Here is a 16602-nt window from a genome sequence, read left to right as displayed (position 1 = left end):
GAGTGCCTGTCGGGGCGGGCGGCCGTCCGTGGGGCCGGGTCAGGGCTGCGGCCTGCGCAGCCACTCCGGCAGGGTGAAGGCGGGTAGGACCGTCACCGTGCGGCCGCCGGGCAGCGGCAGCCGCAGGGGCAGCCGCAGCCGGCGGCCACCGGCGAAGGGCGCCCCGAGCCCGGCGGCGGCGCCGAGCGCGGCCCCGGCCGGCACGGCGTACCGCAGCGGGTTTCCGGGGTCGTCGGGGGTGGTCCCGGCGGCGGTCGTCTGGACGGCCTCGCCGCCGTCGTACGACGCCTTCGCGCTCGGCGACGCCGAACCGCCGCCGCCGTTGCCGCCGTCGGCCGCACCGCCGTCGCCCGAGGCGCCGCCGGAGAGCGTGCCGCTCGAACCGGTGCCGTTGCCGGTGGTCTCCTCGCCGCCGCCGGTGGTGCCGCCGCTCGAGCCGCCGGTGGTGCCGCCGTCCGTGCCGCCGTCGTCCCCGCCGGGGCCCGGGCCGGTGTAGTGCAGCAGCGCGTCGGCGGCCTTCAGGGCACGCTCGCGCAGGCCGTGGGAGAGCGGGGCGTACCCGGCGGGGAGCCGGCCCGGGGCGGCTCCGGCGACCTGGCCGTCACCGGCGGCGTACCGCAGCAGCGCCGCGTAGTCCGCGCGGGCGTCCGCCGCGAGCGAGCCGGGTCGTACGGCCGCCCACACCAGCTGGGCGAGCGGGTAGGCCCCCTTCGCGGTGGCGTCCGCCGGGCTGATCTCGGCGACGTCCTTGCCGGCGGCGCTCTTGGCGGCCTCGGTCAGCGCGTCCGGCGTGGGGGCGGTGAACTTGCCGGCCGCGTTGCGCAGGTGCGCGGTCTGCAGGCCGTAGCGGGCGGCCGAGGCGGCGTCGGTGACCGTGATGACGAACCGGGAACCGACCGTCTGCGGGCCGGGCAGCCTGTACGCGGGCGGGTTGGCCAGCGGGTCCCAGGTCGACTTCCACAGGATGTCGGCGCGCCGGGTGTGCAGGGCACCGGCGTGCATGTCGGTGACGTAGGGGTGGAAGTCCGTCATGCACTGGGTGGCGTCCTTGGGCGCGTCGGTGCCGGGCGGGACGGTGCACCACGGGTCGGACTTCGGGTAGTCGTCGGCGTGCGCGGGGTCGAAGGCGGCGCCGGCGGGGTTCAGGTCCGGGTTGGTGCTGTAGTACGGGTTGACCCGTGTGCCCCAGTCGTCGGAGACCCCGGCGAGGAACTGCCGGGCCTGCTTGTCGGCCAGGATCCACTGCCACAGGGCGCGGGCGGTGTCGGTGTGGCCGAGCGAGGTGAGCAGGTCGGTGTCGGTGGCCGGGGTCTCGGCGACCGACAGGTAGGCGAACTCGGGGTTGAGCGAGACGAACTCGGGGTCGGTGGCGAGCCCGGCGGGGTTGTTCTTCGCCCAGCCGTAGCCCCGGGCGGTGCGGTTGCTGAGGACCGCGCCCCAGGGCGAGTTGCGGTACGACTCGGTCAGCAGCTTGGCGACCAGGCGGGGGGTGAGCTTGATCGATTCCACCTTCGTGCCGGCCAGCCTGCGGATGTCGTCCGGTGCCCCGGCCCTGGGCCGGCGTTCGATGGTGAACCCGATCACGGCACCGGAGAGTGCGACGGGCGCGTACGTCGTCGTCCCGGACGGGGCCGACGTGCCGGTGTCGGCGCCCAGCGCCCGGGTGGTGAAGCCGAGGCCGCCCGCGCCGTCGGCGGTGAGCCGGGCGCGGGTGTCCGGTTCACCCAGCTGCGTGTAGCCGTAGACCTTGCCGGCCGGGCACAGGGCCGCCTGCCAGCTGGTCACGGCGTCGGCGGCCAGCTCGCTGCCGACGGTGGGCCGCTCCTTGGCGCCGAGCGCACAGTTGGTGCCGACCTGGTTGAACCCGAGCGGGATCGCGATGCGGTTCTTCCAGTTGGTGGAGGAGACCGGGGAGCCCGCGTTGACCTGGCTGTGGTCGGTGTACGGCTTGCCGTCCAGGTCCAGGTGCCCCTGCGGGACGATCACCAGCCAGCAGGGGCGGGGTCCCGCCGTGCGGCCCGCGCCGACGGGCAGGCCGCAGCCCAGGTGCGGGGCCTCGTTGGCGGTCTGCACCTCGAAGTACTCCTGGCCGGTGCCGTCGGCGCCGGTGCGGGCGAAGTCGACCTCGTTGGTGGTGTTGCGGTTGTAGAAGGGGTTGTTCTGCGTGTTGGTGGTGATGACCGTGCCGTCGACCGCCTTGAACGGCACCTCGGCGGGGGCGTTGGGGTTGGCGGCGCCGTAGACGTCGTCCTGGCCGTAGTTGGTGGGGGCGGCGCTGTAGAAGACCTGGCGGGTGTCGTCCTGGCCGTTGCCGGGCCAGTTGCCGCGGTCGGTGGTGGGGGAGGCGCCGTACTGGCACTGGGTGCGCGGCGGGCCCGGGTTGCCGGGCACGCTGTGGTCGTCCTCGCCCCAGCACTGCATGATCTGCACGAAGTCGGTGTTGAACAGCGTGCCCGCGAAGGCGGTCGGGGTGCCGCCGGTCCAGGTCACCTTGATCGCCTGGCTGGTGAGGTGGGTGGTGCGGTCCACCGTGAACCTCATGTCCTTGAACTCGCCGCGCCCGGAGACCGTGACGGCGGAGCGGGTGCCGTCGCCGGCCGCGGCGGCGGACGGGGCCGCCTGGGCGACGGCCAGCCCGGCCAGGGCGCCGACGGCGGCGCCGGCGAGCAGGCGGGTGAGGGCACGGCGGGAGCGCGTACGCAGGCGTGCCGCCGGGGTACGGGGTGTCACCGGGTGCTCCCTTCGTCCCCGCGGTCGCGGCCGGCGTCGAGTCCGGAACGGGAGCCGACCAGCCGGGAGACCAGGGAGGGCAGCAGGAGCAGGCCGAGGACGAGGAACGCGGCGAGCAGCATCAGGGTCTGCGTCCCGGTCCAGCCGTGCCCGGCTGCCACGGCGACCGGCTGGGCGAGGGCGATGGTCCCGTCGGCCGCCGTACCGCCGCCGCCGTTGCCGCCGGCGCCGGAGCCGCCGCCCGGGGCGATGGTCTGCCCGGTGTCGGGGTCGACGGACGGCTGCGCGCCCCCGCTCCCCGATCCCGGCCCCGACCCGGATCCCGGCCCGGAGCCGGACCCGCCGCCACCGCCCCCGGCCGTACCGCCGTTCCCGGAACCGCCGCCGGTACCGCCTCCGTTGCCCGGACCGCCCGACGCGCCGCCCGTGCCGCCGCCGTCGTCCTTGGTGCCGCCGGTGCCCGTGGTGCACGGCGGGGCGCCCTTCTTGTCGCAGGCCGGCGGGTAGGGCGCGGTGTCGGCGAGCCGGTTGTGGCCGTCGGGCGTGAAGGTGGGGTTGTTGCAGTTCTTGATGTTGATGTTCTGCGCCTGCACGCCCGGGATCCGGCGGATCTGGTCGAAGCCCGCCTTCACCAGGTTGATGGGCAGCGGCGAGTAGCCGAGCTGGGGAGCCTGCTGCTGGCCCTGGCACATGAAGTAGTACGAGAACGCGCCGAGCGTCTTGCCCTTGACCTTGGTGAAGGTGCCCTGCACCTTCAGCGGCAGGATCATGTACGAGTAGCTGGACAGCGGGTAGTTGCGCTTGTCGCTGTCGTTGTAGACGCCGTCGAGCTGCTGGGTGAGGTAGTCCGGGCTGCGCCTGTTCGTGTTGATCTTCGCCTTGAGCAGGGAGACCGCCACGTTCTGCGGGGTGGGCTCGGTGTAGTAGCCGGCGTGGTTGAGGACCTTGGCGACCGGGTAGTGCGCGTTGAGCGCGTAGGAGTAGTTGACGTAACCGATCGCGCCCTCGCCGTAGTTCTGGGCCACGTAGCCCGCCACACCGAGGTCGCCGGACTGGGCGATCATGCCGGGGACGGTCGGGTAGTACGAGGTCTGCCCGCAGGCGCCGGAGCGGCCGACGCGGCGGCAGTACGCCTGCCACAGCGACTTGTGCTGGTTGGCCATCCACAGCGTGAACTGGGCGGTGGAACCGGAGCCGTCGGAGCGGACGACCGGGACGATCGTGCGGTGGGGCAGCTGCAGCCCGGGGTTGTCGGCCTTGATGACCGGGTCGTCCCAGGTCCGGATGACCCCGGTGAAGATCTTCGTGACGACGTCCCCGGACAGCCGCAGGTTGGTGACCCGCTTGCCGTTGACCGTCAGGTGGTACATGAAGACGGTGCCGCCGGCCACGATCGGCATGTAGGCGTACGAGCCGGCCGCCGGGCGTTCCGCGGCGGAGCCGTCGGTCGGGTGGGTCTGGAACGGGATGTCCGAGACCGCGAAGTCCACGGTGCCGCTGAGGAACTGGCGGCGGCCGTCGGAGGAGCCGGTGCCGGCGTAGCTGATGCGCATGCCGTACTGGTTGACGGCCCGGCGCCACTCGTCGACGGCGTTCTCGGCCCAGGTGGAGCCCGCGCCCGAGATGGGCGTGTAGCTGTCGGCCGACGCCGGGGTGGCGGTGCTGAGGATCCCTATCAGGGCGGCCAGGATGCCCAGCCGTCGTAGGGCGTTGATGACAAGGCTGGACATCAGTGCGTGTCTCCTACGGAGGACGAGGGCTGTTCGCCGTCGGCGGGGTCGGGGGCGTCGGCGGCTGCGGGGGCGTCGGCGTCGCGGGAGTCGCCGGGGGCGTCGGGGTTGCCGGAGTCGTCGGGGCCGTCGGGGCCGTCGGGGCCGTCGTCGGCAGGGCCGGTCTCGAACAAGCGCAGGCCCGGCCCGTGGAGTTCGGCGAACCGCTCGGAGTCCCTGCGGGACGCGCGGAGCGCCTTGCGGGTCTGGCGCCTGCTCTGGTGGCCCGGTCCCCGGCCGCCGATGACGCGGGCGACGGCGAAGAGGACCAGCACCAGGGCCATCAGGACCGCCGCCGCGCCGAAACCGCGGGCGATCATCGCCGGCTCGGGTGATTTGACGAAGTTGAAGACGGCCAGGGGCAGCGACACCATCGGCCCCTCGGTGGGGTCCGCGTTGAGCCCCGCCGTGAAGCCGGCGGTCAGCAGGACCGGCGAGGTCTCGCCGATGCCGCGCGCGGTGCCGAGGATGACCGCGGTGGCCAGGCCGGAGCGTGCGGTGGGCAGCACCACGTGCCACACGGTCCGCCAGCGCGGCGCGCCCAGCGCCTCCGCCGCCTCCGTCAGCGTGCCCGGCACCAGCCGCAGCACCACGTCCGCCGCCCGGATCACGATCGGCAGCATCATCACGCTGATCGCGAACCCGGCCGCGAGCCCCGACTTCTGCATGCCGAGCCCGAGGATCCAGGTGGCGTACACCATCAGTCCGGCCACGATCGAGGGCAGCGCGGTCATCGCCTCCACGATCGTCCGCACGAAGCGGGAGAAGCGGCCGGGGATCTGGTTGAGGTAGACCGCGCAGGCCAGTCCGAGCGGGACCGTGATCAGCAGGGCGATGCTGATCATCGTGAGGGTGCCGAGCATCGCGTGCGCGACACCGCCGTTGGTGAGCGGGTCCAGGGGGCCGGCCGCCTGCATGTCCTGGGTGAAGAAGTTGGTGTGCGGCAGCGCCTCCCGGCCCCGCCAGGCGGTGAAGCCGACGACCAGGGCGAGACCGCTGAACAGCAGTGCGGCCGCGCTCCACAGCACCACGGTCATCACCCGGTCCCGTACCGCCTGCGCGTCCTCCTCCAGGCCGGTGAGAACGGCGTAGACCAGCAGGAAGGCGGCGTACCCCGTGACGGTGAAGCCCAGTGCGCCGGAGAACGGGGCGAGTTCGCCGAACAGCAGCACGGCCGTGCACAGGCCCGAGGCGGCGGCGCCCAGCAGCGACAGGACGCCGGAGCGGGTGACACCGCCGATGCGCCGGGGGACGTCCGGGAGTCCGGCGGCGGCCACCGCGGGAGCGGACCCGGTCGCTTCGCCGGGCCTTTCCCTCTCTTCGCCGGCCTTTTCCATCTCTGCGACGGTCATCTCATGCCTCGCTCTGCGCGCCGGACCGGGAACGGGCCACGATGGAGGAAGCGGTGAAGTTGACCGCCAGGGTGAGCAGGAACAGCGCCAGGCCCGCCGCCATCAGCGCCGACATGCCGAAGGCGGAGGCGTCGCCGTAGTGCAGGGCGATGAGGGACGAGACGGAGTTCGAGCCGGTCTGCAGGATGTGCGGCTGGATGACGAAGACCGGCGAGATGATCAGGTAGACGGCGATGGTCTCGCCGAGCGCCCGGCCGAGCCCGAGCATCGTGCCGCCGATGATCCCGCCCTTGCCGTACGGCAGGACGACCGCCCGGATCATGCCCCAGCGGGTCGCGCCGAGCGCGTACGCGCCTTCCCGCTCGCCGGCCGGGGCCTGCGCGAACACCTCGCGCATCACCGAGCACTGGATCGGCGCCACCATGAGGGCGACGACGATCCCGGCGACGAAGGTGGAGGCGGTGTAGACGCTCTCGGAGGCGAGCGGCTCGCCGGGCTGGGTGCCGTCCACCGTGAACAGGGGGATCCAGCCGAACCAGTCGCTCAGCCAGCGTGACAGGCCGATCACGTGCTGCTGGAGGAAGAACAGGCCCCACAGCCCGTACACCACCGACGGCACGGCCGCCATCAGGTCGACCATCGTGACGAGCGTGCGCCGCAGCGGGCGCGGGGCCACGTCGGAGATGAACAGTGCGGTGCCCACGGCCAGCGGCACCGAGATCGTGACGGCCACGGCGGCGATCAGCAGGGTTCCGGTGAGGACCGCGGCGATGCCGAACCGGTGGACGTCCGGCTGCCATTCGGCGGTGGTGAGGAAGGCGAAGCCGCGGGCCCGCAGCGCCTGTCCGGCCCTGAGCAGCAGGAAGAGGCCGACCGCCGCCATGATCGTGAGGACGGTCACGCCGGTGGCCGTGAGCAGGTAGCGGAAGATCCGGTCCCCGAGGCCGCGCGCGGCGAACGTCCGCCGGGGCGGTGGGCTTTCAGGTTTTTCCGGCCGTTCGGATCTGCTGGGCTCCGTTCTGCCGGACCCCTCTACCGCGGACACCACGTATGGCCCCCTCATGCACCGTGCAGGACATGCAGCGACATGTGCGGGAACGGCGTGCCCCGCGCGGGGAGAGTCAATGGCCGGACATTGTCGGCTCCGGGCGCCGAAGACAGCGTCTCGGTGAACCGTTCATGTCATTTCAGTGGGGGAGATGTGTGTGTAGCGGCCACACTTCGAGGTTCGGGACCGCCGGGACGGGCCGATCGCTCGCCATCCGCCGGCACCGGTCGCTCTCCGGGGAGGGCCGGTCGCTCTCCGGAAGGCGGAGGCTCTCCTTCGGGCGGCGGTTTTCGGCCAGCTACTCCGCCGCGTCCCGCTGGGTGCGGCGGGCGTAGGCGCGGGCCGCGCGGGCGCGGTCGCCGCAGCGGGTGGAGCACCAGTGGCGCCGGCCGTGCCGGAGCAGGTAGCGGTTGCACGGAGCGGAGCCGCAGGCGGTCAGCCGCTCGGCGTCCGGCCCGGTGAGCAGGTCGGCGGCGTCGGCGGCGAGGGCGGCCAGGGCGTGCTCGACGATCTGGGTGGTGGGGTGGGCGGCGGCCCGGTACAGCCCCCGGTCCGGGGACCAGTGCAGCAGCGAGGCGGCCGGGGCGAGAGTGAGCGCGTCGTTGAGGGCGGTGAGAGCGCCGGCGGGGGCGGGCTCACCGGCGACCCGGGCGGCGAGCAGCAGGCGGATCTCCTCGCGCAGGGCACGCAGCCGGCTCGCGCAGGTCTCCCGCAGGTCTGCGCCGGCCGGAGCGAGGCCGCGGACCGTCAGCCAGTGCTGAGCCGCGGCCGGCGTGTCGAGCAGGTCCGCCGACTGGCCGCCCGGCAGGGCGATCGCGGTGTTGGCGAGATCGAGGGCGAGGTGTTGCCCGGCGCCGGGGGCCGGGGGCAGGGGCGGCCCGCACTGATCGTCCCTCCCGCCCGTGAGCGGCTGCGGGCTCTGTCCCTCGTTCTCCATGTTCCTCATGTTAGGCCTTGCTTCCATCCGTGAGAAGGTCTAGCGTTTCTCACGGATGACATTCATTCTATCCGTGAGGTGAGTCGGCATGCAGATACCGGTCAAAGTCCTCGGCGGCCCCACCGTCCTCATCGAGTACGGCGGCCTCCGCTTCCTCACCGACCCGACCTTCGACGACCCCGGCGACTACCCCTCGCCCAGCGGCGGCCGCACCCTCGTCAAGACCGCCCCGCCCCGCACCCCCCTCGCCGAACTGGGCCCCGTCGACGTGGTCCTGCTCTCCCACGACCAGCACGCCGACAACCTCGACCACTCCGGCCGCGCCCTGCTCGCCGCCGTACCGCGCACCTTCACCACCCCCGCGGCGGCCGGACGCCTCGGCGGCACCACCGAGCCGCTCACCCCGTGGCAGTCGGTGGACCTGCCCCGCCCCGACGGCGGCACGGTCACCGTGACCGCGGCCCCCGCCCTGCACGGCCCCGAGGGCTCCGAGCCGCTCGTCGGCGACGTCACCGGCTTCGTGCTGACCTCCGCCGGCCTGCCCAGCGTCTACGTCAGCGGCGACAACGCGTCCCTGGACCTCGTCAAGGAGATCGCCGCCCGGTACGCCCCGGTCGACACCGCCGTCCTCTTCGCCGGCGCGCCCCGCATGCCCGCGCTGGACGACGCCCTCCTCGTCCTCGACGGCCGCGGCACGGCGGCCGCCGCGCAACTCCTCGAGGCCCGCCGGGTGGTCGCCGCGCACTGCGACAGCTGGGCCCACTTCACGGAGTCGCGCGATGACGTGGTCCGGGCGTTCGAGGAGGCAGGCCTGACGGACCGCCTCCAGCCGGTCTGACAGGCCGCGTCCAGCCGGCCGCCGGCATGGGCGGTCAGGCCGGCGTGGTGGGGCGCGGCTCGCCGTGGAACACCTGGCGGGCGTGCCAGTCGCGGTGACCGGCCGCGACCGGGCGCGCCCCGGGCTGCGGGCCGCCGGGCCCGCGATCGGTACGCACCTCCCAGACACCGTCGCTGACCAGGTGGTGGAAGGGATAGGCCGGCGTCGTCCTGTTCGGCGGCCCGTACTCGGTCAGCAGGCGCTGCAGATCCTCTTCCACGGCGCTGTACCGCAGCCCGCTCTCCGCGTCCTCCTGGAACCGGCCGAGGGCGTACAGGAGCAGCAGCGGCTTGTGCGGAGCGCGCGTTCCGCTCCTGGTCCACTGCCTCAGCTTCGCCGCCCGCTCCAGCCAGTCCATGGCGGCTGATCGTAGACGGCTGTCCCTGACCGGTGACGTGCACCCGTTCGCCTCGACGGGAACCCTTTGCACCTGTGTGGCAAGGTATGCCGACAGCTCACGCCGGCCGTGCCTCGCGAGGGAGCCCGGCCCGCGGCCGCCTGCGGAGCCACGGCATCCTGTGGCGAGGCCCGGAATCCGGACCGCTGCCTGCCGGGCGGAAGCGTCCCCCCGTCCGGTTCCCGTACGAACGCAGGAGTTACACCCGTGAACGCAAAGCGCCGCCGACTGCTGCTGGCCGCCATAGATCCCATGCTCGAGTCCGGTGAGCAGGTCGAGGTGACGACCATCGTGAACCTGAGGTCGGTCTCGGTGCGCCGGACCGCTGTGTTCGCGGCCGCCTCGGCGATCATGAGCGGCGGTGCGATGGCCGTCATCCCCGCACCGGCGCCCATGTACCTGGCCATGACCGACCGTCGTATCTTCGTCTTCCGGGCGAACCCGACATTCGCCCGGCCGGAAGAGCACGTGATGACGATTCCGCGCGCCGGCCTCGTCCGCACGGAGATCAAGGAGCGCCTGCTCAACTCGTCCTTCATCGTGTCCTCGCCGGACAACGAGCAGGGCCTGAAGATCGTGTTCCCGCTGGTCGGCCGCAAGGACCGGAACGTGATAGCGGCCGCCCTGCCCGTAGCGGCCTGACAGCCGGAACCCGCCCGGCGATCGAGCGCCTGCCACGGCGGGACGCTCGCCACGCCCCGGCCCCGACACGCGGCACCTCCGCGTCCTCCGTCACTCCGGCCGGAAGCCGAACCCGCATCAGTGACCCGGCGCCGCCATGAAGGGCACCACAGGGCTTCACCCGTAGCCCGTGGTGCCCTTCGTGCGTGTGGGCGGCGTCCCGTGCCGCGCCGTCCGCGGCGGCCGTCGGAAAACCTGGCCGCAAGCCCCCAACCCGGTGGGCGAGTTGTTCGTGGTACCGGGTGAGGGGATCGGAGGGAACGTGGCCGAATGGTCGACGCTGCTGTCCGAGCTTGCGCAAGAGCGCGGCGCGGAACTGAACCGGTACGGCTTCCTGCTGTGCGGCGACCGCGCAGAGGCCGCCGACCTGGTTCAGGAGGCACTGGTACGGGTCTTCTCCCGGCCCCGCCGCGCGTGGGAACTGGGGGAGGCGGAGGCATACGTACGCCGCACGATGCTCAACCGCTACCTGGACCTGCACCGGCGCCGCGCCCGTTGGCTCCGTGCGCTTCCGCGGCTCGTGTCCACGGCGCCGGCCGCCGACCACAGCGCAGCCGTCATGCACCGGATCGACGTCGTGGACGCCATGCGAGACCTGTCGCCGAGGCAGCGGGCCTGCGTGGTGCTCCGTTACTACGAGGACATGTCCACCGCGGACATCGCGGCGCGGCTCGGCTGCGGGGAAGGCACGGTCAAGCGTCACCTGAGTGACGCGCTGGCTCGGCTGGGTGCCCGGTTGCGGCCACCCGCGCAGCACACCGCTGCGGAAAGGCTGGAGACGTGAAGCCACAGGATCTGCGCGAACAGTTGCTGGCCGCCGCGGAACACGCACCGCCGCCGGAGATCGACACCGACCGCGTCCGGACCCGGGTGCGCCGACGCCGGCGCGCCCGGTACGCCGCCGTGGCCGGGGCAGGTCTGGCCGTGGCAGCCGCGGTGGTGCTGCACTCGCTGCCGTCCGCCTCCGCTCCGGAGATCAAGACCCCGGCGGACTCGGTGATCAGACCGCCCGCGGCGACGAGTGGCACGGTTCCGGCGTTCCCCCCTCTCACCTGCGGCGCGAGAATCCCGGCGGACACCGGCCGGGGAGCCGTGACCGTACGCGTCCTTGACGTCCGCGCGGCCCCGGACGGAACACCGCAGGTCACCTATTCGGTCAACTCCACCACTGCCCCGGCGGTCCTGTCCGGCGGGCCATGGATTCTCGTCCTGAAGGACGGCCGGGTCGTGGCCGGTCAGGATCCGACCGCACCGGCGTCCGGGAACACCGGGGACACCACGCACCGGCTGACCATCACCCCCGACCGTCCACACCGCGCCCGGCTCGCACCGGTGCAGGGCCGGCCGTGCGGGGGAACGTCCTGGAGTCCGGTGTGGAAGGGCGGCTACGAAGTGGCCGTCGTCCTCGTCACCCAGCATCCCGCGTCCTCCGGCACCCGGGCCCCCGACGCAGTGATCGTCACCCGCACCCCCCTGGCCGGATGACCCGCGCCTCCGGCCGGCCCGACTCACACCGCTCCAGACACGTCATGGAGGAACTCATGCGTCGCCTTCTGCTGCCCGCCGTCCCCGTCCTGCTGCTCGCCCTCACCGGATGCGGGGCCGATTCCGGCACCCTGGCCGGTGGTCCGGTCCACTCCGCCCCGACCACGACCTCCCCGCCACTGAAATTCCAGGACCGCTCCCTGCCCTGCGGCGGCACCGTCGAACCCCCGGTCGTCCTCAGCGGCCCCGATGAGTCCCTGCGACTGACGGTCACGTCCCTGCGGCGCCAGGGCTCCACGCTGCGGACCAGCTACAGGATCACCTCCCGCGACCGGACAGAGGCACTCAGCCTGCCGATCAACGATGTCCCGCCCACCGCCCTCCTGATCAAGCACGGTGTCATCGTCGGCCGCGAGAAGCCCGCCGCCGACACCGGTCCGGTCAATACGTCGGCCCTCCTGTACCCCGTCGGCCGACGCCCCTACACCAAGACCCTGACGGTCGACCGCCTCTGCCCCGGCACCACGTGGTCCGACGTGGACGAGCACCCCGGCGACTACCAGGTGGTCGTCGTCATGTCGGTGCAGTCACCGGGAAAGCCCTCCGACGGCCGGCCGGAGGACGGTGTCCACCCGCGGCCCCTCCTCGAAGCCACCCGGGACATCCGCCGGATGGGGTGAGGCCACGCTCGAGGGCGGGCCGGATCCGGCGGCGTGCCTTGACACCACAGCTCAGGGCCACACAAGGCAGTACGGCTGATGCCCCGCCTCATGCAACCGGTGCGAGAAGTCCTGCCACTCGTGCAGCAGCTGGTACACGTTGAACGCGTCCCGGGGGCCACCGCGGTCCGGGACCGTGGACCAGATGAACGCCGCCGCGCCCACCGCCTCCTCGCCGATGCCGCGAAGGGGGTCGACGACCGTCATGGGGAGTTTCACGACCGCGTAGTCGGGGTGCAGGACGACCAGTTCCAGGGGCGGGACCTTGTGCAGGGGGACGCCCTCGATGCCGGTCAGGACCATCGCGGCCATCGTCTCCGGCTTGATCTTGGTGAACATGCCGTTCATGCCCAGCTCGTCACCGCCGAGTTCCTCGGGGCGCATCGAGATGGGAACACGGGCCGCGGTCGCGCCGTCCGGCGCGCCGAAGTATTTGTACGTCACCCCCACTCGACCACCATTCCTGCTCCCCGCCCGGAGGCGGTCGGCGCGTAGCCCCTGCACCTCGCGTGCGTCACCGTGTCGTGCCTCGGCCTGGCGGCCGTCCGCCTGGCGCGCCTCGGCCTGACGCGCGTCGCCCGGGCGTCCGTCCGGCTGTCGTGCCTCGCCCTGACGTCCGTCCGGCTGTCGCGCCTCGGCCTGGCGGCCGTCGGACTGCCGTGCCTCGGACTGCCGTGCTTCCTGCCGTGCCTCGGTCGTTTCCTCCGCGTCGCGCCGGTGCCTTCCCCGCCGGGCACGTCGAGGACCCAGGTCATCAGTCCCCTCGCCCAGTCCGCCACCGCGATGCATATCTCCACCCGACTGCTTTTCTAGGACGCGTGGCCCCCGCCGCGCAACCCGATCATCGTGTCAGTGACCTCCCCCACGGCCGCCCGCCGAAACGTGCGGTGGAACAACAGTCCACGGGGATCTTTCCAGCCCCTGATCATCCGGCTCCTGATGATTACGTGCGCGGGAGCTTTGTGTATCAGGTGTCAGTCTCGCAGATGCATGCCGGACGGCGGCGCTTTGATCTTGAGGTCGGCCACGGTCCGGCCGGGGCGCGGCCTACCCTGAGGAGGTCACCCCGCAACCGGAGTCCGAGAAGCCGGAGAAGTCGCACGTCATGAGTGCCATGAGCGAAACGCCATATCCCTACGACGCGCCCGTCTCACAGGCGCTCTTCGACCGCGCCTCCGCCGTCACGCCGGGCGGGGTGAACTCCCCGGTGCGCGCCTTCCGTGCCGTCGGCGGCACCCCCCGGTTCATGGTGTCGGGCAAGGGCGCCTATCTCACCGACGCCGACGGGCGCGAGTACGTCGACCTCGTGTGCTCCTGGGGTCCCATGATCCTCGGACACTCCCACCCCGAGGTCATCGCCGCCGTGCAGGAGGCCGTCGCCCGCGGTACGTCCTTCGGTACGCCCGGTGAGGGCGAGGTGGCCCTGGCCGAGGAGATCGTCGCCCGGGTCGAGCCCGTCGAGCAGGTCCGGCTCGTCAGCAGCGGCACCGAGGCCACCATGTCGGCCATCCGGCTCGCCCGCGGGTTCACCCGGCGCTCGAAGGTGATCAAGTTCGCCGGCTGCTACCACGGGCACGTGGACTCGCTGCTCGCCGCGGCCGGCAGTGGCGTCGCCACCTTCGCGCTGCCGGACACGCCCGGGGTCACCGGTGCGCAGGCGGGCGACACGATCGTGCTGCCGTACAACGACCTGGAGGCCGTGCAGGAGGCCTTCCACCGGCACCCGGGCGAGATCGCGTGCGTGATCACCGAGGCCTCGCCGGGCAACATGGGCGTCGTGCCGCCGGCCCCCGGGTTCAACCAGGGACTGAAGGACGCCTGCCGGAAGAACGGCGCGCTCTTCATCTCCGACGAGGTGATGACCGGCTTCCGCACCAGCCGCGCCGGGTGGTACGGCGTGGAGGGCGTCAAGCCCGACCTCATGACCTTCGGCAAGGTGATGGGCGGCGGGTTCCCGGCCGCGGCCTTCGGCGGTCGCGCCGACGTCATGGCCCACCTCGCTCCCGCCGGGCCGGTCTACCAGGCCGGCACCCTCTCCGGTAACCCCGTCGCCACCGCCGCCGGCCTGGCCCAGCTGCGGCTGCTGGACGACGCCGCGTACGACACCGTCGACGCCGTCTCGCGGCAGATCCAGGGTCTGGTCACCGAGGCGCTGAGCAAGGAGGGCGTGGCACACCGGCTGCAGACGGCCTCCAACATGTTCTCGGTGTTCTTCACGGACCGGCAGGTGCGCGACTACGAGGACGCCAAGCGGCAGGAGTCGTACCGCTTCACCGCGTTCTTCCACTCGTTGCTGGCGAACGGCGTCTACCTGCCGCCGTCGTCGTTCGAGTCCTGGTTCGTGTCCACGGCCCACGACGAGCGGGCCATCCAGAAGATCGCCGACGCCCTTCCGGCGGCGGCCCGTGCGGCTGCGGAGGCCACGGCAGAATGAGCGACACCAAGGACATCACCGTCGTCCACCTGATGCGGCACGGTGAGGTCGAGAACCCGGACGGGATCCTGTACGGGCGGCTGTCCGGCTACCACCTGTCCGAGCTGGGCCGGCAGATGGCCGACCGGGTCGCCGAGCACCTCGCCTCGCGGGACGTCACCCATGTCTGCGCGTCGCCGCTGGAGCGGGCGCAGGAGACCGCCACTCCCATCGCCAAGGCGCACGGCCTGGACCTCGACACCGACGAGCGGCTGATCGAGGCCGACAACGTCTTCCAGGGCAAGACCTTCGGCGTCGGTGACGGTGCGCTGCGCAAGCCGGAGAACTGGAAGCACCTCGTCAACCCGTTCCGGCCGTCCTGGGGCGAGCCGTACGTCGACCAGGTCGTGCGGATGATGGGCGCGCTGAACGCGGCGAAGGACAAGGCGCGCGGGCACGAGGCGGTGCTGGTGAGCCATCAGCTGCCGATCTGGATCGTGCGGTCGTACGTCGAGCGGCGGCGGCTGTGGCACGACCCGCGCAAGCGGCAGTGCACGCTGGCCTCCCTGACGACTTTCACATATCAGGGCGACAGGATCGTGTCCGTGGGCTACAGCGAGCCCGCCATCGACCTCGTCCCGGTCCATCTGCGCGCCGGTGCCAAGCCGCAGAAGGGCAAGGGCACGGCCCAGGGGAAGGCCTTCGGTGCCTGACCGGCCCAACACCCGTGCCTGGCGGCCCGTTTGACGTGCCTTAGGGTGCATTTGCCGGAAACCTTGCGAAAAACATAAAAATCAGCGGAACCTCCCCGTTCGTCATGCCCTCTGACTGGGTGACCAGCAGGCAGCGACGATCGGGGATTTCCATGCGCACCTTCTCCCGGACCCTCTCCCGGAGGGGAGTACTCGGCCTCGGCGCGGGCGCGGCGGCCGCCGCCTCGCTCGCCGGCTGCGGGAGCCTCACGTCCTCGGACGGCAAGCGGCACCCGAACGGTTCCGGCCAGGGCCGGCCGGGGGCCGGGGACGGGAGCGGTGCGCGTCCGGCGCGGCGCATCGGTGACGGCTCGACCTCCTTCACCGGCAGGCAGCCGCACCAGCCGGCCAAGCCGGAGCCGCTGGAGCCGGGCCAGACCCCGCCGCAGTTCGTGGTCTTCTCCTGGGACGGCGCCGGCGAGGTCGGCAACGGCCTCTTCCCGCGCTTCCTGGACCTGGCCAAGGAGCACGGTGCGAGCATGACCTTCTTCCTCTCGGGGCTGTACCTGCTGCCCGAGTCGAAGAAGCGGCTGTACGAGCCCCCGAACAACCCGCGCGGCGCCTCCGACATCGGCTACCTCACCGACGACCACATCAAGGCCACGCTGAAGAACGTGCACCGGGCCTGGCTGGAGGGGCACGAGATCGGCACCCACTTCAACGGGCACTTCTGCGCCGGCACCGGCACGGTCGGCAACTGGACCCCGCAGCAGTGGGAGAGCGAGATCCGGCAGGCCAAGGCGTTCGTGAAGGAGTGGCGGACCAACACCGGCTGGTCGGACCTGCCGTCGCTGCCGTTCGACTACGACAAGGAGCTGGTCGGCGGCCGTACGCCCTGTCTGCTCGGCCAGGGCAACCTGCTGCCCACCGCCAAGAAGCTGGGCTGGCGCTACGACGCCTCCTCGCCGGGCGGCCGTCAGACGTGGCCGGTGAAGAAGCTGGGCATCTGGGACCTGCCGTTGCAGCAGATACCTTTCCCCGGGCGGTCCTTCGAGGTCCTGTCGATGGACTACAACATGCTCGCCAACCAGTCCGTGAACTCCACCAAGGCGCCCTCCTGCAACTACCCGGGCTGGCGCAAGCAGTCCGCGCAGGCGTACATCCAGGGATTCGAGCGGGCATACAAGACAAACCGGGCACCGTTCTTCGTCGGGAACCACTTCGAGCAGTGGAACGGCGGCATCTACATGGACTCCGTCGAGGAGGCCTTCAAGCACATCGCGCGCGAGAAGGAGAAGGGTGCCGACGTGCGACTGGTCTCCTTCCGGCAGTTCGTGGACTGGATGGACGCGCAGAAGCCCGAGGTGCTCGCCAAGCTGCGCACGCTGGAGGTCGGACAGCGGCCCGCGGGCGGCTGGAAGGAGTTCCTGCGGGACTCCAGGTCGGCCTCGTCCGACGCCGCCTGAGCTGGGTGTAATGCACCTTATGTCCTGTGTAAATAC

Annotated in this window: 14 protein-coding genes and 1 pseudogene; 8 read left to right on the top strand and 7 right to left on the bottom strand. The window is 72.1% G+C overall.

Going from position 1 to position 16602, the window contains the following annotated elements; translation table 11 throughout:
- Positions 1-39 precede the first annotated feature (39 nt).
- The 5 genes from JK359_RS06675 to JK359_RS06655 form a co-directional block, all read right to left on the bottom strand.
- Positions 40-2730, bottom strand: coding sequence for a hypothetical protein (locus JK359_RS06675; protein ID WP_201832595.1), 2691 nt, complete (start codon positions 2728-2730; stop codon positions 40-42).
- Positions 2727-4460, bottom strand: a complete 1734-nt coding sequence (locus JK359_RS39790; RefSeq protein WP_201832593.1) for a phosphate ABC transporter substrate-binding protein PstS — start codon at positions 4458-4460, stop codon at positions 2727-2729. The genes JK359_RS06675 and JK359_RS39790 overlap by 4 nt, the downstream gene beginning before the upstream one ends.
- Entirely contained in the window at positions 4460-5851 is a 1392-nt protein-coding gene (gene pstA / locus JK359_RS06665; protein ID WP_201832592.1) for a phosphate ABC transporter permease PstA, read from the bottom strand. The genes JK359_RS39790 and pstA overlap by 1 nt, the downstream gene beginning before the upstream one ends.
- Before the next feature lies 1 nt (position 5852).
- Positions 5853-6914, bottom strand: coding sequence for a phosphate ABC transporter permease subunit PstC (gene pstC, locus JK359_RS06660; RefSeq protein ID WP_269138964.1), 1062 nt, complete (start codon positions 6912-6914; stop codon positions 5853-5855).
- A 283-nt stretch (positions 6915-7197) separates the two neighbouring features.
- Entirely contained in the window at positions 7198-7836 is a 639-nt protein-coding gene (locus JK359_RS06655) for a CGNR zinc finger domain-containing protein (protein WP_372445358.1), read from the bottom strand.
- 88 nt (positions 7837-7924) lie between these two features.
- Here JK359_RS06655 and JK359_RS06650 point away from each other — a divergent pair, with 88 nt between their 5' ends.
- Positions 7925-8674 (top strand): MBL fold metallo-hydrolase, encoded by a 750-nt coding sequence (locus JK359_RS06650; protein ID WP_201832581.1) that lies wholly within the window; start codon positions 7925-7927, stop codon positions 8672-8674.
- Between the two features lie 112 nt (positions 8675-8786).
- Here JK359_RS06650 and JK359_RS06645 read toward each other — a convergent pair.
- A pseudogene (locus JK359_RS06645) lies at positions 8787-9071 on the bottom strand (phosphorothioated DNA-binding restriction endonuclease family protein); the annotation flags it as partial.
- 246 nt (positions 9072-9317) lie between these two features.
- On the opposite strand from JK359_RS06645, the gene JK359_RS06640 reads away from it, so the two are divergent.
- From JK359_RS06640 to JK359_RS06625, 4 genes are all read left to right on the top strand, one after another.
- On the top strand, positions 9318-9752 hold the full coding sequence (locus JK359_RS06640) for a hypothetical protein (protein WP_201832580.1): 435 nt from the start codon (positions 9318-9320) through the stop codon (positions 9750-9752).
- A gap of 301 nt (positions 9753-10053) precedes the next feature.
- Entirely contained in the window at positions 10054-10575 is a 522-nt protein-coding gene (locus JK359_RS06635; protein WP_201832578.1) for a sigma-70 family RNA polymerase sigma factor, read from the top strand.
- The gene (locus JK359_RS06630) at positions 10572-11276 is read left to right on the top strand and encodes a hypothetical protein (protein WP_201832576.1); all 705 of its coding nucleotides are present in this window, start codon (positions 10572-10574) and stop codon (positions 11274-11276) included. The genes JK359_RS06635 and JK359_RS06630 overlap by 4 nt, the downstream gene beginning before the upstream one ends.
- 56 nt (positions 11277-11332) lie before the next feature.
- A complete protein-coding gene (locus JK359_RS06625) occupies positions 11333-11956 on the top strand; it encodes a hypothetical protein (RefSeq protein WP_201832569.1) in 624 nt (207 codons plus the stop codon).
- A gap of 51 nt (positions 11957-12007) precedes the next feature.
- On the opposite strand, the gene JK359_RS06620 is transcribed toward JK359_RS06625, so the two are convergent.
- The gene (locus JK359_RS06620) at positions 12008-12445 is read right to left on the bottom strand and encodes a hypothetical protein (protein WP_003974483.1); all 438 of its coding nucleotides are present in this window, start codon (positions 12443-12445) and stop codon (positions 12008-12010) included.
- Positions 12446-13109: 664 nt separating this feature from the next.
- On the opposite strand from JK359_RS06620, the gene hemL reads away from it, so the two are divergent.
- The 3 genes from hemL to JK359_RS06605 all read left to right on the top strand — a co-directional run bounded on the left by hemL (position 13110) and on the right by JK359_RS06605 (position 16566).
- Positions 13110-14429: a glutamate-1-semialdehyde 2,1-aminomutase gene (gene hemL, locus JK359_RS06615; RefSeq protein ID WP_201832567.1), complete on the top strand. Its 1320-nt coding sequence runs from the start codon at positions 13110-13112 to the stop codon at positions 14427-14429.
- A complete protein-coding gene (locus JK359_RS06610) occupies positions 14426-15121 on the top strand; it encodes a histidine phosphatase family protein (RefSeq protein WP_201832566.1) in 696 nt (231 codons plus the stop codon). Before hemL ends, JK359_RS06610 begins: the two co-directional genes overlap by 4 nt.
- 152 nt (positions 15122-15273) lie before the next feature.
- Positions 15274-16566: a polysaccharide deacetylase family protein gene (locus tag JK359_RS06605; protein ID WP_201832564.1), complete on the top strand. Its 1293-nt coding sequence runs from the start codon at positions 15274-15276 to the stop codon at positions 16564-16566.
- Positions 16567-16602 lie beyond the last annotated feature (36 nt).

This window comes from Streptomyces actinomycinicus, assembly GCF_016741775.1.
GTDB classification, from domain to species: domain Bacteria; phylum Actinomycetota; class Actinomycetes; order Streptomycetales; family Streptomycetaceae; genus Streptomyces; species Streptomyces actinomycinicus.
Note: the sequence above shows the minus strand (reverse complement) of the source record. Positions and strands in the feature narration are given on the sequence as shown.